This window comes from Pedobacter sp. FW305-3-2-15-E-R2A2, from assembly GCF_038446955.1.
In the GTDB taxonomy this organism is placed as follows: domain Bacteria; phylum Bacteroidota; class Bacteroidia; order Sphingobacteriales; family Sphingobacteriaceae; genus Pedobacter.
Genome location: NZ_CP151803.1, coordinates 1,419,254 through 1,443,210 on the forward strand (window position 1 = coordinate 1,419,254; position 23,957 = coordinate 1,443,210).

Below are 23,957 nucleotides of genomic sequence, written 5' to 3' on the forward strand. Positions count from 1 at the left end.
CTTGTAAATTTTTATGGGTACTTAAATTATCCTACACTGCCTTCCATACTGATGGCAAGTAGTTTTTGGGCCTCTATGGCAAACTCCATAGGCAACTGGTTCATCACTTCTTTGGCAAATCCATTGACAATCAGGGCTACGGCTGTTTCCGCATCTATTCCCCGCTGTCTGCAATAGAACAATTGATCTTCTCCGATTTTGGAGGTCGTTGCTTCATGTTCTACAATGGCGGTTTTGTTTTTTACTTCTATATAAGGGAAGGTATGGGCACCACATTTATCGCCCAGCAGAAGGGAATCACATTGTGAATAATTTCTGGCATTGGTGGCTCCTTTACTTGCACGGACCAAACCGCGGTAACTATTCTGACTTTGTCCGGCGGAAATACCTTTGGAAACAATTCTGCTGCGGGTATTTTTCCCAAGGTGAATCATTTTCGTTCCGGTATCTGCCTGTTGGTGATGGTTGGTAAAAGCTACTGAATAAAATTCACCTATAGAATGGTCTCCTTTAAGAATTACGCTTGGGTACTTCCAGGTAATGGCCGATCCGGTTTCCACCTGTGTCCAGGAGATTTTCGAATGTTCACCCTGACACATGCCCCGTTTGGTAACGAAATTATAAATTCCGCCGTTCCCGTCTTTATCCCCAGGATACCAGTTTTGAACAGTAGAGTATTTGATCTCTGCCTTTTTCATCGCTACCAGTTCAACGACAGCCGCATGCAGCTGATTCTCGTCCCTCATCGGAGCGGTACATCCTTCCAGATAGCTGACATAACTTTCTTCTTCTGCAATGATCAGGGTCCGTTCAAACTGACCTGAATTTTCTGCATTGATCCGGAAATAGGTAGAAAGCTCCATTGGGCATCGCACCCCTTTAGGGATATAGCAGAAGGACCCATCGGTGAAAACTGCCGAATTTAAGGCCGCAAAGTAATTGTCTGTCATCGGCACTACCGAGCCCAGGTGTTTTTTTACCAGTTCCGGATGTTTTTGAATTGCCTCACTGATGGAGCAGAAAATAACGCCTATTTCAGAAAGCTGCTCTTTAAAAGAGGTGGCAATGGAAACGCTGTCCATGACAACATCAACTGCAACACCAGTCAGCCTTTTTTGTTCATTTAATGAAATGCCCAGCTTCTCAAAAGTACGGAGCAATTCAGGATCTACCTCATCGAGGCTATTGAGCTGCTCTTTCTTTTTCGGGGCAGCATAATAAATGATATCCTGGTAATTGATAGGAGGGTATTTCACATTGGGCCATTTGGGTTCTTCCAGCTTCAGCCAGTGTGCATAGGCTTTCAGGCGCCAGTTCAGCATCCATTCCGGTTCGTTCTTCTTTTTTGAAATGAGCTCCACAACAGCCTCACTGAGTCCTTTGGGAATAATATCCGTATCAATATCTGTAACAAAGCCGTACTTGTAATCATTTAGTGCGGTTTGCTCAAGCATATTTAAATCTTCATTCATGATATCGGTCTTTTAACTATTATAATCGCAATAATTTACCTGACAAAGGTACGGCTCTTTCACTGTTTATACAAAATAGTATAAACAGTGAAATGTAAGATTTACAGATTATGGTTTTACCATAAAAAAATAGATATTTGAATTGATGTCGAACCAGCTGATCTCTTTTCTCCAATTGTACAAGCCAATCCGCGAAGCAGATCAGGAATTGATTTCCGCTGAATTTGAGTATAAAACCTTTCCCGAAGGGAGTTACCTCTTTGGAGGAATGAAGGTCTGTTCGGAACTTTTCTTTATCTGTGATGGGATTCTCCGGATTCTGGTACATCAGGCAGCAGGGAAAGAACTGACCCGTTACTTATTGCCGGCAGATCAGTTTTGTACGCTTTTAAATAGCTTTAACCATGAAGTTCCTGCCCCTGAATTGATTCAGGCAGTCTGTAATGTTCAGGTCCTGGCGATTTCTAAAAAGAACCTGATCAGCTTGTATAAGCGTTTGCCCTACCTAAAGGTATTGATTGATGAAATTATTCAGCGATCTCTGATGGAGAAAAACCAGATCAGGAATGCCTATCTTGAAATGGAACCCTCGCTCCGTTATGAAGAATTTATAAATGACCAACCCGATATCGCCTTGCGGGTTCCTTTGAATGACGTGGCCAGCTATCTTGGTGTTAGTCCGCAATTGATCAACAGGTTAAGAAAACAGGTAGACGAGGAGGCCTCAGACCAGGGTATTGAATTTTGAGGCAATGTGATTTCTGGCGTGTTTCTGAAACTCTTCAGGGGATTGTCCGGTTTGTTTCTTGAAAAATCTGCTGAAATAAGGCCGGTCTGTGAAATTCAGGTCGTAAGCAATTTGCTTTAAAGATTGCTCGCTATGAATGATCTTTCTTTTGGCCTCTAATATGATCCGGTCGTGGATCAGTTGCATGCTGGTTTTATGGAGTTTTTCCTTCAGCACCTGATTCAGGCGTTTTGAGCTTAAATTTAATGCTGCGGCGTAGAAATCCGCATTGCGTTCCTGAAGGTAATTGTCTTCCAGTAACAGCATAAACTCATATACCCGTTTTTGATTGAGGTCCTGACTGGTAAAAACATGTTCCTTAATGCGGATGAGTTTCAGCAGAAAAACTTTTAACATAGCTTTCAGGATGGAGAAATTGTTTTGCTGAAGCAGGTATTCCTCTTCCATCAGGGCATAGATCTTTTCCAGTTCCGCTGCATTTTCAAGCTGGAGTGGCAGAAAGGAGAACTCTCCCTGAATGTTGAAAATCTTAAAGATATCCAGGTAAAACTCTTTATCCTCTTCTCCAAGAAAGTCTCTTTTGAAAGAAAGTAAAACGCCGTTTTTTCCTGCTTTGTTCAATTGATGTACGCGGTAAGGGGGAATCAGATAGATCCAGTTTCCCAGTTCTTCTCCTTCTTTGGTCGCATGTAAAGGATATTCATTTTTTAACCAGACGATTTCAAAGAAATCCTTTCTCCCCGGATCATTGAGGTAACTGGGTGGACAATTTTCCAGGTTCCTGATATAGATCAGGGATTTTTCTAATCCAAGTACGGTCTGTTCTTTCATTGAGGATACAAATATAAGGTATCCGCAGTTGGTGCATTGGATAATCCGGACATTCAGGTGGACTTATTTCTAAAGGGCCTGTCTTTTTTCCAGATAATCCAATATAATGCGCAGAATGTATAAGGGATGAGGGATTTGCTGAAGATACCTTTGCGCCATAAAGATCGGGGAAATCATGAAAGAACAGAATTTTTCAATAGCAATCAAGGCAAATATGGAGTTGATTTTAAAGGAACAGCTCAGTTTGTCGGCAAAGATAGATTTTACGCAGGTCGCTACTTTTATTCCCTATGTGTATAGTGCAGATCGCCTGTTTTTAATTGCCGCCGGACGCTCTGGACTAGCTTTAAAGGCTGCCGCAATGCGCTTAATGCATTTCGGACTGAAAGTGTTTGTGGTGGGTGAAATCACGACTCCCGCAATTGGCGCTGGAGATCTTTTGATTGCAGCCTCCGGTTCAGGTACCACTTCCTCCATTTTGACCGCTGCAGAAAAGGCCGTAAAGGTAGGCGCCAAGGTGCTTTCATTTTCTACCACATTGGATTCGCCCCTGGCAAAATTAGCCGCACATACGATCATTCTTCCTGCTGCACAGAAAGAAGACCATGGCAAAAGTATTTCTGAACAATATGCCGGAAGCTTATTTGAACAGGGATTGTGGCTGCTTACCGATGCGATCTTTCAAACGATGTGGGCAGAAAAAGAGGTTCCGGCAGCAGTACTTTGGAAAAGACATGCGAACCTGGAATAAGTAATAAAGAACTTGAATAGAAAAGAATCGGAATAGAAATAAAAACAAATCATATTATGGCAAAATTACAAGTAGCAATAGATTTATTGAGTACAACAGAAGCATTGGCATTGGTGGCCAAGATTGCTCCCTATATTGATATTATTGAATTAGGTACCCCTCTCATTAAAAAAGAAGGTTTAGCTGTGGTGACAGCCATGAAGGCAGCTTATCCGGACAAACTCGTTTTTGCTGATCTAAAAACAATGGATGCCGGAGAATTGGAAGCGGATATCGCATTTAAAGCAGGTGCAGATCTGGTAACGGTTTTAGGTGCCGCAGGCGATGCTACCATCGCTGGTGCGATTAAAGCAGGAAAAGCACACGGTAAAGGTGTGGTGGTAGATACCATTGGCGTGGCTGACCGTGTTAAACGTGCTCAGGAAGCGATCGCATTGGGCGCTGAGTTTGTAGAGTTACATGCAGGTTTAGATGAGCAATGGACCGAAGGATATTCCATCCAGGTGTTGATCGATGAAGCGGCAAAAGCAGGTGTTCCGGTTTCTATTGCAGGTGGTGTAAACCTCAATAACGTGACTGCGGTAATTAAAGCTGGTGCAATCGTAGCAGTAGCTGGTGCAGCCATTTATGGTGCAGAAGATCCTGCAGCTGCGGCAAAAGGCTTACGTGAAGCGATTGATGCAGTAGCATAACGTATAAATAAATTGTTGAAACTGACCGTCTGGAGAATTATCTTCAGGCGGTCTTTTTTTTAATCCTGATTATTTCCTAATAGTCGTTATATATACTCGTTTCTTTTTCATTTGCACAAGATATTGGTATGGAATTTAAAAGTCCCGGGACCGTCGTTAACCTGAGGTTTTAAACAGGAAGGGCTTTTCTGGATAAAGGGAGAAGTTATTCTGGGAATTTGTTGCTACTTTTAAGGCTGGATAGGCGGATGAATAGCTTTATCCGGCAAGTTCAAATGAAAGAAACAGAAAAGAAACCAGTCTTTAATTCCTTGTTAAAGCAGTACCTTCATTTTGGGTTGCCGGTAGATGAAATTGATGAGAAAATTGATTTTACCATTCATCATTTGCAGGACATTCACCTGGATCTTCCTTTTAAATCTCCGGTTTACAGGGCCAACTTTTTCTCTTTTGTTTTCGTGAAAGACGGGCATGGTCAATACACCACCGACGAACTTGTTTTCGATACCTTGCCCGGAACGATTTATTTCACCAATCCCGGCCATTATAAATCCCATGAATGGAAGGACCTGAAGGAGGTCTGTCTGATCACCCTCAGTGAATCTTTTTTAAAGGAAAATGTACATCATGATGTTTTCGAAGAGTTTCCTTTTCTCCTGGCGGAAACAGTTTTGCCAAGACTGCTGGCCCCGGAATCATTCTCTGAATTTGAACAATTGTACCTGCAGATCCGAAAGGAATATTTAGCAGCTTCTCCGTACCGGAACAGGATCATAGGAAACCTGTTTGTTGTCTTGTTATGGAAAATAAAAGAATACTTCTGGAAAGATTATAACCCGATTTATGAAGGCGACAGAAGTTCTCAGATCGTTAAAATTTTTAAACAGAACCTTGAAAAACATTACCGGGATTTAAGCGCCGGAAAAATAAGCCAGGTTTTTCGTGTTCAGGAATATGCAGATGCTCAAAATCTGCATCCCAACTATTTAAGTCATGTGCTGAAAAGCAAAACAGGAAAAGCCATCGGTACCTGGATTGCAGAGAAAACAATCGCAGAAGCAAAATCATTATTACAGCAGTCGCCGGTTTCAATCAAAGAGATGGCCTTTCTTTTGGGGTTTTCTGAATCCGCCCATTTCAGCAATTACTTTAAAAAACATACCGGACTGTCTCCTGTATCGTATCGTAAAGGGCAACAGCTTACTTAAACCTTAGCGATTTGCAGGTAAGGCCTTAGGATCTGCACTTTTTCGGCAGCAACGAATTAGCTACATTACTTCGTGATTTCTTTCTTGTGGTTTGTTTTTCTTATCATTATCATCAAACAAAATAAGCGTGCTGTTGCATGTTTAAATAGCATTTAGATGCTACCTATTTAACCACATGAAATGAAGAAAAAAACAGGCTTGTTGTTATTTGCCACTTTAATTATCCAGCTGTCATTTGCCCAGCAAATAAAAAAAACGCTGCCCGAAAGCCATATAGATAAAAAGGTTGGGAAGGGATTGATTAATGTACAGAGTGATTATGGAGTCAAAGAAACCATGAACAGATTGGTAGCGGCTGTGGAATCAAAAGGGATGACGGTTTTTCTGAGGATGGATCATGCAGAAAATGCGGTTAAACAAGGCTTACAATTGAGGCCAACGGAACTGATCTTTTTCGGAAATCCTAAAGCAGGAACCATATTGATGCAGGATCAGCAGATTTCCGGCCTTGACCTGCCGCTAAAAGTATTGGTTTGGGAAGATGAGACAGGAAAGGTCTGGCTACACTATAATGATGTCAATTGGATGGCAGAAAGACATGGCTTAACGGATAAGAGTAAAGGCATTAAAAAAACGATGGAAGCCGGATTGGCCGCTTTGGTGAATGCGGCGGCAAAAGCTAAATAATCCGAATGCAATTTGAAAAAAATAATATTTCCCCGTAGAATAATGGTTTAAATATTTTTATATTTAAGGATGACGGAAAGTACAATCATCCAGCCTGTTAAGTCTAAGGAAAGAACAGTTATAGTCGACATTCTGCGGGCATGGGCCTTGCTTGGTGTAGCCATCGGAAATTACGTCGATTACTTTGGCATAGGGAAGCCCATAAAACATGCTCCGGATAAAGTATCGGATGTCCTGGCCCTGGTAAATCAGTACTTTTTTGCCGCAAAATCATGGACCTTACTGAGCGTATTATTTGGCTATGGCTTTGCCGTCTTAATGAATAACATCGCAGAGAAAGGCAAAAATCCATTCTTATTTTTTTCTAAACGGATGTTCTGGCTGTTTGTTCTTGCCTTCATCAATTCTGCCTTTTGGTTTGGCGATATTTTAAAAGACTATGCTTTTTTAGGTCTGGTATTGTTGCTGTTTTATCAGGCATCTGCAAAAACAGCCTTTAGAACAAGTATTTTATTGCTGCTCATTGTTCCCTTTGTTTCGGCCTGGCTGGCTTCTGTTTCTCATTATGACAACAGTAAAGAGATGGCGAAAATTTTGCCGCTTTATTACAGTCACAATTGGATTGATGTATTTGTCATGAACCTCAAGGGAACTTATTTCCTGGAAGTGATCAATCCCCAATATGCAATCACTGTTCACATTGTGATGTTTGCCTGTATGTTGCTTGGTTTTGCTGCCCAGCGGATTGGCTTTTTTGACAGATTGCCCGAGTTTAAAAAGCAATTAAAAACCTTGTTTTGGATCAGTCTGGCAGCGGCGATTATCTTAAATGTCGTGTTAAAGATGGCGGCTAGCCATGAGTTGAAACTACTAAAATTTTTTAGGCCCGGGTTTTGGGTGATTTTAAGTACCATGCTGAGTATCATGTCTGGTATTTGCTGGCTTTATATCAGTGGCAAGCTAAAGTCCGTTTTTTCTGGATTGCAATTTATGGGCAAGATGACCCTGACCAATTATATGACGCAAAATGTGATCGCAACATTCCTGTTTTTAAATGTTGGGTTCGGGTGGTTTAATACGAAACCCTACTGGTTTTATGTCTTGGCTGCGGTAACGGTTTTTGTTGCCCAGATATTCATTAGCAAATGGTGGTTAAGCCATTATAACTATGGTCCTATGGAGTGGATCTGGCGTCAGTTAAGTTATGGGAAGCGATTACCGATTAAGAAAGTAAAGGAAATCAAAGCATAGTCCATCTTTTTCCTTGTAAAATCCATCAAATTTTTAATCATTTTATCATAAATTTATGGATAGGGTTGGGAATTAAATTGATCAACACAAGAAACCAAATAAATCTTTGTATGTATCGCAGGCTTTTTTATTTAATGCTGGCGTTTGTGGCGGTTGTATATACCATACAGGCCTGCAATTCGTCGGCCAGTCAGGTTGTTGAGGAGCAGATACCGGATAAGGTCAGCTATAACTTTCATGTCCGACCAATTCTGTCTGATAAATGTTTCACCTGTCATGGGCCCGATGCGAACAAACGGGAGGCAGGACTAAGGCTTGATATCGCTGAAGAAGCTTATAAAGCACTAAAGGAAAACCCTTCTGCACATGCGCTTGTTCCTTTCAAACCTGAGGCTTCTGAGGTTTTTCTTCGCATTTCTTCTACCGACTCCGCCTTGATGATGCCACCCAAATCTTCTAATCTGAAGCTGACTGCCCATGAAATTTCTATGATAGAGAAATGGATCAGACAAGGTGCTAAATATGAACGCCATTGGGCCTTTAACCCTCCAAAAGCTCCGGCCATCCCTAAAGTGAAAACAGAAGACTGGGCAAAGAATGAAATCGATCATTTTATCCTGGAAAAGCTGGAACAAAAAGGGGTAAAACCCAATGCCGAAGCAGATAAAGAAAGGCTATTGAAAAGACTCAGCCTCGACCTGACCGGTTTACCTCCCGGTATAGATGTCATGGACAAATTTCTCGCCGATGGCAGCAGTAATGCCTATGCGAAAGTAGTAGAATCGTTGTTGCAAAGTCCTGCATATGGTGAGAAAATGGCCCTTCACTGGCTGGATGTTTCCCGTTATGCGGATTCCCATGGGTATCAGGACGACAATTACCGCTCTCAATGGCCATGGAGAGATTGGGTGATTCATGCGTTTAATAAAAATATACCTTACGACCAGTTCATTACCTGGCAGCTTGCAGGTGATCTCATGCCGGATGCGACGAAAGAACAATTGCTCGCTACGGGCTTTAACCGCAACCATAAAATCACAGAAGAGGGTGGGGTGATCGACGAAGAATACCGTGTAGAGTATGTGACCGATCGGACCAATGCCTTTGGTAAAGCATTATTGGGGGTCACTTTAGAATGTGCACATTGTCATGATCATAAATACGATCCCTTCTCTCAAAAGGAATATTATCAGGTATTTGCTTTCTTTAATAATGTAAAGGAAGTGGGACTGGAAGCCACAGTTGGAGGACCGGAAACCTATGCCAAGAAGCCTTTGATGGAAATCAGTAATGAGGACGTTAAAAAGATCTTATCCTTTGTCAATAAGCAGGATACGAGCCGTTTGATCGTTTCCGTGATGGGCGATAGAGATACTTTAAGAAAAACATACATCCTAAACCGGGGAGTCTATGATGCCCATGGTACGGAAGTCGAGGCTGGAACACCTAAATCGGTTTTGCCTTTCGGAAAGCAGTACGCTAAAAATAGACTTGGGTTATCTAAATGGTTGTTCGATAAACAAAATCCGCTGACCTCCAGGGTCTTTGTGAATCAGGTCTGGCAGGAATTTTTTGGACGTGGCCTGGTGAAGACCTCAGGAGATTTTGGAATGCAGGGCGAGTTGCCTTCCCATCCGGAATTGCTGGACTGGCTGGCGGTAGATTTTATGAACCATGGCTGGAACATCAAACGTTTGGTGAAACAAATCGTCAGCTCTGCAACTTACAGACAATCAGCTGTCGTATCTGCAGAAAAGCTAAGAACAGATCCCGAAAATATCCTGCTGGCAAGGGCCCCACGTTACCGGATCCCGGCCGAATCGGTTAGAGATGTGGTATTGGCAAGCAGCGGACTGCTGGTGAAAACCATCGGCGGGCCAAGTGTAAAACCTTACCAGCCCGGCGGACTTTGGGAAGCAGCCACTTCAGGACGTGGCATCCTGGCCAATTATAAGCAGGACCATGGCCAGAGCTTATACCGGAGAGGCATGTATACTTTTATTAAGCGTACGGTACCGCCTCCAACAATGGCCATTTTTGATGCGAGTAACAGGGATCAGTGTGAGGTGAAACGGTTAAATACAAATACACCTTTACAGGCATTGGTAATGCTGAACGATCCGACCGTGCTGGAGGCTTCCCGTGTATTGGCGGCAAAATTATTACAGGAAAATACTGCGGTAGAGGCGAAAGTGATTAAAGCATTTCGACTGATCGTTTGCCGGAATCCAAATGAAAAGGAAATCAAATTGCTGAGTTCCTACTATACAGATCAGTTAAAGGTCTTTGCGCAAAAATCAAAGGCAGAAAAGGTGCTGGCGGTAGGGGAGTACCCGATTCCCGAGAAAATTAATAAAAGCAATCTTGCGGCAATGATGGGGGTCATGACGACCATTTACAATTTAGAAGAAACGATTACAAAAACCTGATATATGGAAAAGGATTTTTTAGAACATGGCCTTAACTTTAACAGGCGCCGTTTCTTGTCCAAGCTAAGTTTAGGCCTTGGCAGTGTGGCTTTAGGATCATTACTGATCCCTGATCTTTTTACAGGCGGGATGGACGAAAGTAGCCTGCCTCCGGGAATTCCTGATTTCGCACCTAAAGCGAAAAGAGTGATTTACCTGTTTCAGAACGGAGCGCCTTCACAGCTGGAATCTTTTGATTATAAACCTAAGCTCAGGGAGATGATGGGGCAGGAACTTCCTGCGTCTATCCGTGCCGGGCAACGCCTGACCGGAATGACGGCCAATCAGGCTTCTTTTCCTTTGGTAGGTTCCTACTATGATTTCAAACAATACGGTGATTCCAGGGCATGGGTAAGTGACCTGTTCCCTTATACAGCGAAGGTAGTGGACGATATTTGTATCATCAAATCCATGCATACCGAGGCGATCAACCACGATCCGGCCTTGACTTTCTTTCAAACGGGTGCCCAGCAAGGCAACAGGCCGAGCATGGGCGCATGGCTGAGTTACGGCCTGGGGAGTGAAAATAAAAACCTGCCTGCTTTCACGGTATTGCTTTCCAGGGGTAAGGGCAATGGCCAGGGAGTTTATTCCAAACTCTGGACCAATGGATTCCTGGATTCTACCCATCAGGGCGTACAATTTAGCAGTGGCGAAGATCCGGTACTCTACCTGAAAGATCCCGAAGGATTAAACAGGTTTGAAAGAAGAAAAATGTTGGATCATCTGGCTAAATTAAACGAGATCTCTTACCAGGAATTTGGTGATCCGGAAATCAGTGCGAAAGTCCAGCAATATGAGATGGCCTACAGAATGCAAACTGCAGTACCGGAAATTACAGACCTCAGTAAAGAACCCGACGATATCATTAAACTTTATGGCCCCGATTGCCTGGTGCCGGGAACTTTTGCCGCCAATTGTTTGCTGGCGAGAAAATTAAGTGAAAATGGGGTGCGCTTCGTTCAGTTGTACCATCAGGGTTGGGACCAGCATGGAAACCTTCCCTCGGAAATGGCAGGACAGGCGAAAGATGTGGATCAGGCTTCGGCGGCGTTGATTACCGATTTGAAACAAAGGGGATTGCTGGATGAAACACTTGTGATCTGGGGTGGCGAGTTTGGCCGTACCAATTACAGTCAGGGGAAGATGACCAAAGACAATTACGGAAGAGACCACCATCCGCGTTGTTTTAGCATCTGGATGGCCGGAGGAGGCGTAAAACCGGGCATCGTATACGGAGAGTCGGATGAGTTTGGCTATAACGTCATTTCGAATCCTGTGCATGTACATGATTTCCAGGCTACCGTGCTCCATCAGCTGGGACTGAATCATGAAAAACTGACTTTTAAACATTTGGGGCGCCGTTACCGCTTGACGGATGTTTCTGGTAAGGTCGTAAAAGACATTTTAATCTAAAATATTTTATGGAAAGAAGAACATTTATAAAACATACTGCTGTGATTTCAGCCAGCTTTTTTATTGCAAAGGACCTGTTTGCAAAGCCAGGGGGACCTGTTTACGGGCATAACGATATGCGTTACCGACTGGATACAAAATGGGGACAGCTCAACCCTTTGAAAAATCCGGTAAACGATTGTCATGAAATGGTGCAGGATTCAAAAGGACGAATCATTTTACTAACTAATGAGACCAAAAACAATATCCTAATCTATAATAAATCGGGCAAATTGCTGGATTCCTGGGGACATGAATTTCCGGGAGCACATGGGCTTACCCTGGCAAAAGAAAATGGTAAGGACTATCTTTTTATCACGGATACGAACAGACATCAGGTTTATAAAACAGGCCTCGATGGAAAAATTCTGATGACGATTGAATGTCCTATGGAGACAGGTTTGTATCAAAAAAAGGAGGAGTTTGTGCCGACCGAGACAGCGGTGGCTGACAATGGAGATTTCTTTATTGCTGATGGTTATGGCTTGCAATATGTTTTTCACTATAGTGCCGACGGAAAATTACTCAGCTATTTTGGTGGCAGAGGGTCGGAAACAAAACACCTGGACAATGCCCATGGTGTATGTATCGATAAGCGTCAGGGGACCCCTTCTTTGTTGGTGACCGATCGCACAAGGAATTGTTTTAAACGTTTTGATCTTCAGGGTAACCTGAAGGAAATTATCCAGCTTCCGGGAGCCTGTGTTTGCAGACCGGTGATTAAAAATGACTACCTCTATGCTGCTGTGTTGCGTTCGCCGGACCTGAACAAAGAAGGAAGTGGTTTTACGACAATCCTGGATAAAAATAACAAAGTGGTTTCCAATCTGGGTGGAACCGAACCGGTATATAAAGATGGGATATTACAGCCCATGTCGCAGGCAGAAAAGATTTTGTTAAACCCGCATGATGTCTGTGTTGATAATGATGAAAACCTGTATGTCGCACAATGGGCTTCGGGGAAAGTCTATCCTTATAAATTTACAAGGGTATAATTTTTATTTATGAGGATTACTTTTAAAGGTTTTGCGGAGCATGTCTTGTTTGCAGCTATTGTCTTTATTGTCTTTTTACTTGCTTTTGAGGATAAAATAGGAGTACCCTACTGGTTGCAGCCTTTTGGAAGAATGCATCCAATGATCCTGCATTTCCCGATTGTCATCCTGATGCTGGCGATGTTACTGGAGTTTTTCCGGTTTAAAGAAGCTTATCTTAAAGAACCGTTGTATCAGAATTTTACTTCCGGTCTATTGCTTTCGGGAACGCTTTTTTCGGCGCTGACAGTGATCATGGGCTTGTTCTTGTCGAAAGAAGATGGCTATTCCGGAAGTCTGCTCCAATGGCATAAATGGACAGGGGTAAGCATCGTCTTTGTGGCTTCCATCGTCTACTGGTGTAGAAATACTTCCTGGTATAAGGTTAAGCTGGCCAGGATAGGAGCGATCGCGACTACCTTATGTATCATTCTTGCAGGCCACTATGGGGCCTCCTTAACACACGGAGACAATTTCGTGCTGGAATCTGTAACAGGAGCGGAAGCTTTGCCTAAAGTCCCTGTAGCGGAGGCCAGGGTATTTGAAGATGTCATCCTTCCTGTCTTTTCTCAAAAATGTTTAAGTTGTCATAATCTGGAAAAGGCAAAAGGAAGTTTGATGATGCACAATGTATCCGCGCTGCTTAAAGGAGGGAAAAGCGGGAAGTTATTTGTTCCCGGGAAACCCGAAATCAGCTTGCTCCTGGAACGGATCCATTTGCCCATGGAGGATAAAAAACACATGCCTCCGAAAGGAAAAGACCAGCTGAGCAATGAAGAAATCGCGCTTTTGCGCTTATGGATTAAAGGAAATGCAGAGCTGAAGAAAAAAGTGGTTGATTTGCCTGTAAACGATTCTTTAAGGGTCCTGGCGACTACTTTCCTGGCACCATCGGAAACTACTGAAGAAAAGTATGCCTTTGCAGCTGCGGATGAAAGTGCGGTTAAAAAACTGAACAACAATTACCGGATTGTATATGCAGTGGCGAAGGAATCGCCGGCACTGGCGGTGAATATTTATAACAGAAGTGAATATAAGCCAGAGGCTGTAAAAGAACTGGAAGAGGTTAAAAAGCAAATTGTTTCCCTGGATCTGAAAGGATTGCCAGTGCGTGATGAGGAGTTGAAAACAATTGCGCGCTTTGAAAATCTGAGAGAACTGAACCTGAATTTTACCAATATCACAGGCTCGGGTTTAAAAGAGCTGCAGGCCTTAAAATATTTACGTACGCTTTCTATATCAGGAACGAAGCTGAATTCTGGTTTTGTAAAACAGATCGGCAATATCAAAAGCCTTAAAAAGCTGATGTTATGGAATACCGGACTGAGCGAAGCTGATCTGCAGCAATTGCAGAAAGCGAATCCTAAAATCGCAGTGATTTCCGGTTTTAAAGATGATGGTAAACATCCGATCCGGTTAAATCAGCCACGCGTCACCACAGACGTTACTGTTTTCAAAACATCGCTTGCTTTGCAGATGAAACATCCGATCAATGGCGTTCAAATCCGCTATACTACAGATGGAACAGAGCCGGACAGCCTGAAATCGAAGTTATTTGATCAGTCGGTTCTGATTAAAGAAAATACAACCTTAAAAGCGAAAGCGTATAAATCAGGCTGGTATGGCAGTGAGACCTTTAGCGCTAATTTCTATAAGAGCAGTTATCAGGCAGACACGATCCAGTTTCTTTTGCCCCCTGAAGATAAATATAGCGCCGGAGCATCCAAAACCCTGTCAGATCACCAGTTAGGAGATTATGAGATCAATTCCGGAAAATGGGTAGGTTTTAGAAAGAATAATATGGAGGCCTTATTCTTTTTCAAGCAACCATTAATGATACAATCCGTGGTTTTAAATGTAATGAGGCTGGTGCCCACGTATATTTTTCCGCCAACAGAGGTCGAGATCTGGGGAGGTTCGGAGAAAAACAACCTTCGCCTATTGAGTAAAGTAAAACCGGAAGCGACCAAAAATGGAGCGGAACGGGCATTGGTAAAAGTCGAAGCGAAATTTAAAGCGCAAGGTATTTCTTATCTGAAGATCGTTGCTAAAAATCTGAAAGTACTTCCGAACTGGCATCCGGGTAAAGGGGAGCCAGCATGGCTGTTTGTCGATGAAATATTTTTGAATTAAGGGAAGAACTGATGATATTGAATGACGAGGCTCAACCTATAATGCACACTGTCTTTTTATTTATAGCCAAATATAAACGGAAATATAAAGGTGACAATAATGGTCCATACGCAGTAAACAGGCAGGTAAAAAGCAATAACCTTTCCCACCCCATTTAGGTCGGATTTTTTGGAAAGCACCCTGTAAAGTTTCAGGGTTACCAAAATCAGGTTGATCAAAATCAAAACATTGCCACCCAGCACCGCCGCTCTGTTTGGAGTGATTCCCCATTCGGAAATCCGGAACAAAATGGCAGAAAGCGCAATGCTATTGAGCACGATGGTAACAATAGATAGCAGAAAGAGAACCCAGGTTTCCGCATAATTTGCAGTGTTCTTAGCCGTTTCGGCAATGGAAAAGAAAATGATGGCCATAACACCGATTAATAAAGCATTAAATATGAGTAAGAATTCCCGGTCGGTATAAGGACTTTTACCTGAATAAACGATAGCCAGCAGATAAATGATGAGCATTACCAATACCAAAGGACTGAATAGTCTGGCAATTACAGGTGAAACTCTACCGACCAGTTGTGGATTGGTCTGGACAAGATAGGTGCCTGCAATTGGTGCAGCGGCAAGCCCGAAAATCCCCACATAATCAAAATAATACTTTTCGATATTAAAGCCAATCAGAGAGAAAAGACCAATGGTTATGGCAGTCATCAGGCCACCTGCGATCAGGATTAGTGTGGTCATCACCACCAGGTCTCCGTTATACCTTAAATAGCTGAGCCGCTTCTCGTCGTTATTTCTATGCTCTGCCACAAAAGCAAAACCCAATATGGACCATAAAAACAAGAGTAGATGAATACAGGATAAAATCAGGGTATCGCTTTTCTTAACCTGAGGTAAAAGGTTGATAAACAGGATTCCAGCAAGAATGGTGACCGCAATGAAGGCGATTTTTCCGGTTGATAATTTGTTCTTCCAGGCAAAGTAAGCAGATAACACCGGAAAAATGATAAAACCGACGTTCCTTTGATAAAAAGATTCTTCATTTAAAGCTAGAAATGCCGGCAACTTTGCAATAAGACCTGCGATCAGGGCAGCAATGATAATAAATAATAACTCCTTTCCTGTGCCTTTATAGCTTTCATCGCTTTTGTAATTGAGTCTTTCATTCCAGAAATCAGCGATTGGATTGCCTTTAAGTTCTGAATATAGTAAACCGAACTCCCGTTTAAAAGTTAACTTGTTGCTACGGTACATCTTTTCAAGGTGTCCGGGCTCGTTTAGATGGTTGATTATTTCGTCTTTCATGATGGTGTGCTTTTTTAGTTTAATTCCACAAAGTGCCATCTAATCCCAGAACCGTACCCAACCATAACGCGATGAGGTATACAACCAGGCTTAATACATTGGCCAATATTTTTCTCCAGCCGCCTTCATCACGCAGGTGGTCCATAAAGAAATAAAATGCAGCACCCATTGCGCCTGCGAGGGGTACTATAATCAAAGGTCTAAGCATCCATAATTCTCCCCATTCCGGGTTTGCCCCCTTAACCTGAAGTAGAAAAACCGTGATTAGAATTAAAGCAATTCCTGCGCCGAGCAGGAGCCGGCCGCCTAATGAAACCGGATGAACCGACTGAGCCGTTAAATTTTTTCTCTGGGTCATGATGTTTAGTTTTATTGGTTATTAAGTTTTGTTTTTATTCCCATTTGCTGTGCTTTGTACTTTCTCTACTGCTTTTTAATTCCTTTTCTGATTTAGATAAAAGTACTTTGCGTTACAAAGTTAAATAAAAGTACTTTGTATTTCAAAGAATTTAGGTAAAATATTTTAAATCTGTACTTTAGGGTTAGGGAAACCAAGTTTCCTGAGATGGCGGTTAAATTTTCTCCGCCCAGATATAGGCTCTCCTGGTCGGATATTCCATGCTTTCATGTGGGCGCCTCTCTATGGCATCAATGATATTAAAACCCGTTCCAGAGAGTAATTCTATGATATCATCTGTTTGAAAAAAATATAAATCAATATCGATTTCTTTGTCATGAGCTTTGTCAAAATGAACGATTTGATCTCCTGCGTGAAAGGAAAATAAAAAACTCCCCCCGGTCTTCAATACCCGGTTTATTTCTCCGAAACACTTTCTGACCTGTTCAATATCAAAATGTACGATGGAATAGAACGCAAGTACGCTTCCAAAATATTCTGGCGGATAGGCGATGTTCAGCATGTCGCCGGTCTCAAATCGAACCTCAGGAGAAAGCCTTTGGGCGGCGCTAATCATAGCTGGCGACAGGTCAATGCCGACGATGTCTTTTATACCATTTTCGTATAGAAATTTTGTTGTTTGTCCGGGACCACAGCCAAAGTCGGCACATTGCCCTTTGTCTTTATTCACAGCTGCAAATTCTGTCAATAACAAACGGTCCAGATTTTTTTTTGAGAGTTCGTCCCAACGATCAGCTGCATAATCGTCGGCTACCTTATTGTAACAGCTTAATACTTTCTCCTGTGAATTCATATTATTCATTATTTTCCAATACCAACCGGATTTGGACTACTCTCGCGCCTGGTTTACGGGTATCCTGCACGCTCAACCCGTATCTCTTTGTCATTGTGCTGATTAACAGGTAAGATACGACTTATTTGATCATCTTTTAAATGGTAGTGGTTTGCCCGGATTTGTTATTTAAGGTGATCACTGTACTTTTCGGGACAAAGTTAAATAGAAGCATTTTTCGAGACAATTTGTTTTGTAAAAACCTATAAATCTGAATTTTATGATAGGGTGGACTGAGGATTTCGATGCAAGGTAATGTGGGCGTGTATGATTTGGAAGTGGGGGAGCAACAGGAAGCCTGCAAATCATTAATTTGCAGGCTTCTTATCAATTCGTAATTGAAGTTTGTACTTAGCCTGGGAAGCTAACTTAGGTCGTCTTTCTATTTGTTACTGATCTTTTTTTTTAACAGTTCTTCATATGCAGGCTCCTCAGGCTTTTCCATGCCATCAGAAATCTTTATTCCGGCTTTCTCAAACTCCCGGATTAATCTTTTATCGAAATCTGTGATGTAGGATACAAATGATAAAGAATCTTTTTCTTCAGGAATTGTCTTAAAAGGAGCATTCGGTTCTTTAAACCTGCGTAAAGTAGCTTTAGTACTGTCGTTGCCTTCAAGAAGTACGGAATCACCATAGTTTGTAATTTTAGCCGCGTACGGACTCGTAAGGTATTTCAAGGAATCATTTTCTATTTTATAAGGAAGCCTGAACCGGCCAACTTTCTGATTATAGAAAACTATGTATTGCGAATCAATATCAAATTCACTATATCCATTTGTCATAGAAAATCTATGCCATTTTCCGGTTAGTGATTTTTTATTTCCTGCTGTCTTTTTAAGATTCGGTGAATCGCAGGCAGAAAGCGCAAAAATGAAAAAAGCAAGAAAATAAAGGATTGATCTCATTATGATTAATTGTTAAATAAAGTTAAAAGAGGCATTCTTAATCCAGGTAGATAACGGGAAATACCTGCACTAAATACTGCCCGGCTTTTTGCCAGGCAGTAAGTGTCTGTTATTGATTTAAACCAGTATTTATGGTTGTGCCCAAATAGTGCAGTTGATATTGCCATTGGTATTAGAGCCCCATGTCTCTGCAACCATAATAGCGGGAATATTCAACTGACCCAGGGTATACCCTAAACTTTGCCATTTGTTATAGTGGTTGGCAAAAGTAATGACACGATTTTGTCCGGTAGGAACTTTTGTAACCCTGGAGCTATAAATCTGTCTGAAACCGTCACCACCGTCAATATTTTTACCTGTCATCCAACGGGTCCATACGTTATAACCTGCGCCATCGCTTTCAAATGTACCCAGATAAGTGCCGGTATGAGGTGACACTGCACCCCATGTTTCATTTACATAATACTCATAGTAAGGGCCTCTGCTCCATCCATACCAGCCGAAAGTACCACCGCCAGAATTTGAATAAGTGCTAAGATTGTATCCTATTTTGTAGGATGGGGAACCTACAGAATAACCTTTGCCACAGGTAAAATTGCCATTAAATCCGTTCCAGTTAACACTGTAATTTCCGCCCGCACCATTTGCATAATTAACTGTCCCGGTAGCGCCATCAATTTTCCAAAGTGACCAAAAGAAGCCGTTATGTGTGCCGGATTGGTAGCTTTCTTCCGTGATTTTGCCTTTGGAAGGAGGTTCAACCGCAACTACCTCAGGCTTCGCCTTCTCTTTTTTACAGCTTGTTAACATTGTGGAGCCTGCAAGCACAATGATTGCAGTAACGCCAAAAGCAACCTTCCTGGTTACTCTTGTTAGTGAGTTTTGTTTTTTCATACTAGGGATTTATATTGGTTAGGGAAGCAAAAAAAACACATTTGGAAATGGAGTATTGCTAATAATCAGCAAATTTGTTACACAAATGTTCACACGTTGCTAAACTGATCAGGTTTGCCCGGCTTTGACTCAAAATGGAAATTCTCGTTTGGGGGATCCGATCCTTATCTATCAGATTAACAAAAAAATAGCGGTAAATAAAAACGGGAAAGATGTTGATTTTACAACTCTTTCCCGTCCAGTACTCAGAGCGGGAATCGAACCCGCACGACTTTTAAGGTCACAGGATTTTAAGTCCTGCGTGTCTACCAGTTCCACCATCTGAGCAGGTGATTAACCTTTTAAAAATAAATGCCTTCATGTGATGAAGGCATTTAGAGCGAAAGACGAGATTCGAACTCGCGACCCCGACCTTGGCAAGGTCGTGCTCTACCAACTGAGCTACTTTCGCGTTGATGACGTCACGAAGATAGATATACTTTTCATTTTTCCATACTCTCTTTTCAAGATTTTACCGAATGGACTGGATTTCAAGCAATAAAAATTAATATTTTTTTTCTGAATGCCCCTTTTTAAAGGTTTTTATGATCATTTTGCGTCAATTAGGCTTTTCATCCCGGTGTATGACCATCGCTTTTTGGGATACAAAATCCTTTTCCGAGCATTTCTTTTAAGAATTTCTGCGGCGTAGTACCTAAATAATGCTGAAAATCCTTGATGAGATGGCTCTGATCATGGTAGCCATGCGTATGAATCAGCTCAAATAAATTGAGTTTTTCATTTCCTTGATTCATGATTTGATGGATTACCTCTTTAAATCTCAAAAACCTGAGGAGTTCTTTTAGTGAATACCCTACATATTTTTGAAAACGAAGCTGAATACTTCTCTCCGTCAGTTTTGTTTCCGCAGCGATTGCTTTCACGGGCTGAACCATTGGATTGTGAAAATAGGGGGCAGCTTCGAGTAAAGGCTGCGATGCGGAATCATTCGATTCCATAAACTGAGCAGTATAAGTACTTAGGAGCTGAATCCGTTCTCTTAGCTCTTTCAATGCGGCCAGCTTTTCCCAAAGCTCCGAGAAACAGGTTTTATCGATGAGGAAATCCGGATCAAAAACTTCCCCTGCCCCGAGCGCATTCATGGGGATTTTAAAAAGCCTGTAAAATCCGTTGAGGGTAAAATTTGCTACAATTGCCTGAGTTCCGGGAGCCAATTCATAATTCAATAGCTTTCTTAGCGGGCCTATTGCTGCGGTTCGTAAAATGCGCGCTGTTCCAATTTCTTCCTGATTAAATGAAAAACGGATGGGGCTGCCGAAATTGAAAATCAGTAACATCTCAAAATTCGGAGAAAGGTGTTTGATCATTGTCTCCGCTGTTGCAGAAGTTTCAAAATGGTAAAAATGACTTAAAACACCATTGAGTGGTGCTTCAACTTCAAATAAATTGGAATCAAAATGCTTTTCCTCCATACTGCTCTGCATTTTATCCTCCCTTGGATTAGGGCCGATCTGTCAACTGCTGCACACAAAATTACTTAAATCAGGAAGAATATCATCGATGATAAATTCTTGGTTTTTCCAAGAACCTTTCTCTTGAGTAGAAACAGAACAGGGTTAAAAATTAGGTGCTGGCTATTGAGGGACAGGAGCTATAGTTAAATATTCAGGCTCTGCTTTAAAGCTGATGATGAACTTACTTCCTTTTCCTGGCTGGCTCTCTACAGTAATGTTACCACTCGTTGCATCGACTATTTTTTTAGCAAGATATAAACCAATACCCCGGCCTTCAATATCCTGATGCAATCTGCCGTACATATCAAAAATACGATTCAGACCTTCTTTAGACATGCCAATTCCATTGTCTTCTACGGATAATATGACGGTATCGTCCTCTTTGTAGGTTTTAATACATATGGAAGGATGTTTATCCCCCTTAAATTTAATTCCATTGGAAATCAGGTTGTATAAGATACTTCTCAGGTTCTTTTTTGAAAATAAAACATGCTGAACTTTCAGATCCCTGATGATGACTGCTTCGGATGATTTGATCTTGTCATCCAGACTCCATTCGATATTGTCTATGATTTCCTCAAGGTCTACCGTTTCCATGGTGATCATGTCGCTTTCCAGTTTAGCAACGATGGCAATGTCGTCAATAAGCGCACGGAATTTTTTAACAGAGGAATTGATGATGCTTAGAAACTTGTTGAGATCCGGGTCCGTGACTTTTTTGTTCATCATGCTAATGCTGACTTCTATATTGCCCAATGGCGCTAAAAGATCATGAGAAGCGGTATTCGCAAAATTGTCAAGATCGGCATTAATCCGCAAGAGACTCTTGTTTTTCTTATCCAGTTCGTGCTGGGTTCTTTTCAGTTCCGTAATGTCGTTGAAGGTGATGATGGCACCATTGCTCTTATTATCCGCCTGTATATAAGGCATGGTCATGATCTGATACCATTTGCCATTATTGGTCTCAATTTCTTTGGTAATGATGCTTCCTTCTACCAGGACCTGCCTGATGTCATCTATGATCGTTTCAAATTTGATATTTGTGGAGATATTACTGATCGGCCTCCCAATATCACTCTCCAATAAGTTGATTTGTTGTACTGTACCCGGTGAGAATTTCATCAGGAGCAGCTCATTGTCAATAAAAAGCTGTCCGTTGATGTTACTCCTGAAATAGTTATTCAGGTCGTCATTAATTTCCAGCAACTCCTTATTTTTGATTTGATAATTGGAATTAATGGTATCCAGTTCTTCATTTACAGATTGCATTTCCTCATTGGTACTCTGCATCTCTTCGTTTGCCGAAAGTAGTTCCTCATTAAAAGACTGCATGTTCTCATTGGACGCATCCAGCTGTTCATAGGCAGAGCGAAGTTTGTTTTTAAGTTCTTTCAGCTCCTCTTCAATATTCAGAATATATTGGTTGAGGTATAGTTTTTCGTCAAATGCGATGTCATTGGGAATGGGGCCAGTACTTGATTTATCTTCATTAAAAGTAACCATAAATAACAATTGTTCCTCTTTTTTGATCACAAGCGGGCTAACAGACAGACTCACACTGAGCGGCAATTGTCCATATTTTATTTTTATGCCGTTAACCGTTACCTTTTTATTGGTTTTTAGGCTCTTGGCTTTTAGGGTGTTTAGGGCTACTGCAAGCGTTTTTGGTAAAAGCTCTGCAAGATTTGAGTTGAAGTTCTTTTGTAATAAATATTTGGTTGTATCACCATAGGTCTTTATGACATGGTTATTTTCATCAATACATATAATCAGGGAATCCATTTCTTCCGTGAGTTTGTTGTTGACTGCTTCCGCTAAAGTCTGATTGGTATTTTTAGATCCTTCCTCCCTGGAAAGCAGGTAGGGTGCACGTTTCGTATCTAACAATTCGGGAAGGGAAAAAGTATCAAAACGAACAGTTCGTTTTGTTTCCAGGTTCTTGTAGATCTTCCATTTTTTGTCTACCACTTCCAGATTTTTAATGATGGGAATCGGATTCTCACTGGAACCGAGGAATAAATACCCATCTACTTTTAGTCCGAAGAGTAACATGGTGAAGATCTTTTTCTGCAGGATGGGAGTCATGTATATCAGTAAATTGCGGCAACTGATAAAGTGCATGTTACAATAAGGTGGGTTTTTTACGAGATCATGCTGTGCAAAAATGACCATTTTTCGGATCTCCGACTTTACCCTGTAACTGTTTCTATCTGCTATGAAATATCTTTCCAGACGCTCGGGAGATACCTCTTTTTCGATGGCCTGGTTATAGATCCCTTTACCTGCATGAACGAGGGCTGCACTGTCTATATCTGTCGCAAATATTTTGACCACCGTATCCGCAAATTTTCCGGTCAGCAGTTCAGCGATCAGGATAGCCATGGAATAGACCTCTTCCCCGGTGGCACAGCCTGCAATCCAGATCTTTAGTTCTTCTCCGGGAACAAGTTTTTCCAGTATATCAGGCAAGACCTTACTTTGTATATAGTCAAACGCTCCTTTATCCCTGAAAAAAGAGGTGACACTAATGAGAAAATCTTTTGAAAGGGCCTCTACTTCTTCCGGGTTTGCTCTTAGAAAATCAAGGTAGCTCTCAAGTGTATTGAAATTACTGAAAGCCGCTCTTCTTTTTGTTCTTCTGATAATAGTGGTTTGTTTGTATTCTGAAAAATCAAGAAGTGAATTTTCCTTGATCAGGTCAACAATGGCCACGATATTCTTCTTGTCTTCCTGACTGTCGTACAGCAGCTCTCCTCCATGTTTGATGTAATCTTCAATAACGTTGGGCATGAGTTCCGGCTCGAGAATGAAATCCACCATTCCCGTTGCAATTGCTTTGGAAGGCATGCTGGCATAGGCTGTAGTTTCCGGATTTCGGGCGATCACCATTCCTCCCACATGCTTTATGGCTTTAATCCCTTCTGTACCATCAGTGCCCAAACCAGAAAGAACGATCCCAATTGCCTTTTCCTGACTGTTAATGGCCAGTGAATTAAAGAAAATGTTAATGGTAAGGTGAGTAGCGCTTCCCTTTTTCTTAGGAGTTAAGTGTAACCTGTTGTTATGAATGGTCATCAATTGATCATTCGGGATCAGGTATACCTTATTACATTTTACGGTCATTCCATCTTCCGCCTGTTTCACTTCAAGCTTACTATGTCTGGCCAATAATTCCACCATCCTACTTTTAAAATCTGCAGATAAATGCTGAATAATGATATAAGACACGCCATCCGAAGGGGTGTGGTCAAAGAAAGAATTGATTTCCTCAAGGCCGCCGGCGGATGCACCAATTGCAATAATATGGTGAGGTTTAACTGTAGGCATGGTATGATTTTTAGAATTAATTAGGGCATCAGAT

At 41.8% G+C, this 23,957-nt stretch carries 19 protein-coding genes and 2 tRNA genes; 10 read left to right on the forward strand and 11 right to left on the reverse strand.

Annotation, left to right across the window (positions count from 1 at the left end):
- Positions 1 to 26: 26 nt before the first annotated feature.
- Entirely contained in the window at positions 27 to 1,472 is a 1,446-nt protein-coding gene (gene sufB, locus AAFF35_RS05935; RefSeq protein WP_342331484.1) for a Fe-S cluster assembly protein SufB, read from the reverse strand.
- A gap of 145 nt (positions 1,473 to 1,617) precedes the next feature.
- On the opposite strand from sufB, the gene AAFF35_RS05940 reads away from it, so the two are divergent.
- Positions 1,618 to 2,220 (forward strand): cyclic nucleotide-binding domain-containing protein, encoded by a 603-nt coding sequence (locus AAFF35_RS05940; protein WP_342331485.1) that lies wholly within the window; start codon positions 1,618 to 1,620, stop codon positions 2,218 to 2,220.
- On the opposite strand, the gene AAFF35_RS05945 is transcribed toward AAFF35_RS05940, so the two are convergent.
- The gene (locus AAFF35_RS05945) at positions 2,197 to 3,051 is read right to left on the reverse strand and encodes a helix-turn-helix domain-containing protein (RefSeq protein WP_342331486.1); all 855 of its coding nucleotides are present in this window, start codon (positions 3,049 to 3,051) and stop codon (positions 2,197 to 2,199) included. The two genes, AAFF35_RS05940 and AAFF35_RS05945, sit on opposite strands and share 24 nt — an antisense overlap.
- A gap of 175 nt (positions 3,052 to 3,226) precedes the next feature.
- On the opposite strand from AAFF35_RS05945, the gene hxlB reads away from it, so the two are divergent.
- The 9 genes from hxlB (at position 3,227) to AAFF35_RS05990 (ending at position 14,730) form a co-directional block, all read left to right on the forward strand.
- Complete coding sequence (hxlB, locus tag AAFF35_RS05950) at positions 3,227 to 3,802, forward strand: 6-phospho-3-hexuloisomerase (protein WP_342331487.1); 576 nt, start codon at positions 3,227 to 3,229, stop codon at positions 3,800 to 3,802.
- Between the two features lie 56 nt (positions 3,803 to 3,858).
- Positions 3,859 to 4,494, forward strand: a complete 636-nt coding sequence (gene hxlA, locus AAFF35_RS05955; RefSeq protein WP_342331489.1) for a 3-hexulose-6-phosphate synthase — start codon at positions 3,859 to 3,861, stop codon at positions 4,492 to 4,494.
- Positions 4,495 to 4,769: 275 nt separating this feature from the next.
- On the forward strand, positions 4,770 to 5,702 hold the full coding sequence (locus AAFF35_RS05960) for an AraC family transcriptional regulator (protein WP_342331490.1): 933 nt from the start codon (positions 4,770 to 4,772) through the stop codon (positions 5,700 to 5,702).
- Positions 5,703 to 5,882: 180 nt separating this feature from the next.
- Positions 5,883 to 6,389 carry a DUF302 domain-containing protein gene (locus AAFF35_RS05965; protein WP_342331491.1) on the forward strand — a complete coding sequence of 169 codons (507 nt, stop codon included), beginning with the start codon at positions 5,883 to 5,885 and terminating at the stop codon, positions 6,387 to 6,389.
- Positions 6,390 to 6,458: 69 nt separating this feature from the next.
- Positions 6,459 to 7,640 (forward strand): DUF418 domain-containing protein, encoded by a 1,182-nt coding sequence (locus AAFF35_RS05970; RefSeq protein ID WP_342331492.1) that lies wholly within the window; start codon positions 6,459 to 6,461, stop codon positions 7,638 to 7,640.
- Positions 7,641 to 7,750: 110 nt separating this feature from the next.
- A complete protein-coding gene (locus tag AAFF35_RS05975) occupies positions 7,751 to 10,069 on the forward strand; it encodes a PSD1 and planctomycete cytochrome C domain-containing protein (protein ID WP_342331493.1) in 2,319 nt (772 codons plus the stop codon).
- A gap of 3 nt (positions 10,070 to 10,072) precedes the next feature.
- Positions 10,073 to 11,524 carry a DUF1501 domain-containing protein gene (locus tag AAFF35_RS05980; RefSeq protein WP_124578914.1) on the forward strand — a complete coding sequence of 484 codons (1,452 nt, stop codon included), beginning with the start codon at positions 10,073 to 10,075 and terminating at the stop codon, positions 11,522 to 11,524.
- A gap of 8 nt (positions 11,525 to 11,532) precedes the next feature.
- Positions 11,533 to 12,558: a hypothetical protein gene (locus tag AAFF35_RS05985; RefSeq protein ID WP_342331494.1), complete on the forward strand. Its 1,026-nt coding sequence runs from the start codon at positions 11,533 to 11,535 to the stop codon at positions 12,556 to 12,558.
- Positions 12,559 to 12,567: 9 nt separating this feature from the next.
- The gene (locus AAFF35_RS05990; protein WP_342331496.1) at positions 12,568 to 14,730 is read left to right on the forward strand and encodes a c-type cytochrome domain-containing protein; all 2,163 of its coding nucleotides are present in this window, start codon (positions 12,568 to 12,570) and stop codon (positions 14,728 to 14,730) included.
- Between the two features lie 56 nt (positions 14,731 to 14,786).
- Here the strand turns inward: AAFF35_RS05990 and AAFF35_RS05995 are convergent, their stop codons facing one another.
- From AAFF35_RS05995 to AAFF35_RS06035, 9 genes are all read right to left on the reverse strand, one after another.
- Positions 14,787 to 16,031 carry a hypothetical protein gene (locus AAFF35_RS05995; RefSeq protein ID WP_342331497.1) on the reverse strand — a complete coding sequence of 415 codons (1,245 nt, stop codon included), beginning with the start codon at positions 16,029 to 16,031 and terminating at the stop codon, positions 14,787 to 14,789.
- Positions 16,032 to 16,050: 19 nt separating this feature from the next.
- Positions 16,051 to 16,389 carry a hypothetical protein gene (locus AAFF35_RS06000; protein ID WP_342331499.1) on the reverse strand — a complete coding sequence of 113 codons (339 nt, stop codon included), beginning with the start codon at positions 16,387 to 16,389 and terminating at the stop codon, positions 16,051 to 16,053.
- A gap of 214 nt (positions 16,390 to 16,603) precedes the next feature.
- Positions 16,604 to 17,242 (reverse strand): class I SAM-dependent methyltransferase, encoded by a 639-nt coding sequence (locus tag AAFF35_RS06005; RefSeq protein ID WP_342331500.1) that lies wholly within the window; start codon positions 17,240 to 17,242, stop codon positions 16,604 to 16,606.
- Positions 17,243 to 17,663: 421 nt separating this feature from the next.
- Positions 17,664 to 18,188: a hypothetical protein gene (locus AAFF35_RS06010; RefSeq protein ID WP_342331501.1), complete on the reverse strand. Its 525-nt coding sequence runs from the start codon at positions 18,186 to 18,188 to the stop codon at positions 17,664 to 17,666.
- A gap of 129 nt (positions 18,189 to 18,317) precedes the next feature.
- Positions 18,318 to 19,082: a glycoside hydrolase family 11 protein gene (locus AAFF35_RS06015; protein ID WP_342331502.1), complete on the reverse strand. Its 765-nt coding sequence runs from the start codon at positions 19,080 to 19,082 to the stop codon at positions 18,318 to 18,320.
- A gap of 242 nt (positions 19,083 to 19,324) precedes the next feature.
- Positions 19,325 to 19,409, reverse strand: a tRNA-Leu gene (locus AAFF35_RS06020).
- A gap of 51 nt (positions 19,410 to 19,460) precedes the next feature.
- A tRNA-Gly gene (locus AAFF35_RS06025) sits at positions 19,461 to 19,533 on the reverse strand.
- A gap of 160 nt (positions 19,534 to 19,693) precedes the next feature.
- Positions 19,694 to 20,554: a helix-turn-helix domain-containing protein gene (locus AAFF35_RS06030; RefSeq protein WP_342331504.1), complete on the reverse strand. Its 861-nt coding sequence runs from the start codon at positions 20,552 to 20,554 to the stop codon at positions 19,694 to 19,696.
- A gap of 162 nt (positions 20,555 to 20,716) precedes the next feature.
- On the reverse strand, positions 20,717 to 23,923 hold the full coding sequence (locus tag AAFF35_RS06035; RefSeq protein WP_342331505.1) for a chemotaxis protein CheB: 3,207 nt from the start codon (positions 23,921 to 23,923) through the stop codon (positions 20,717 to 20,719).
- Positions 23,924 to 23,957 lie beyond the last annotated feature (34 nt).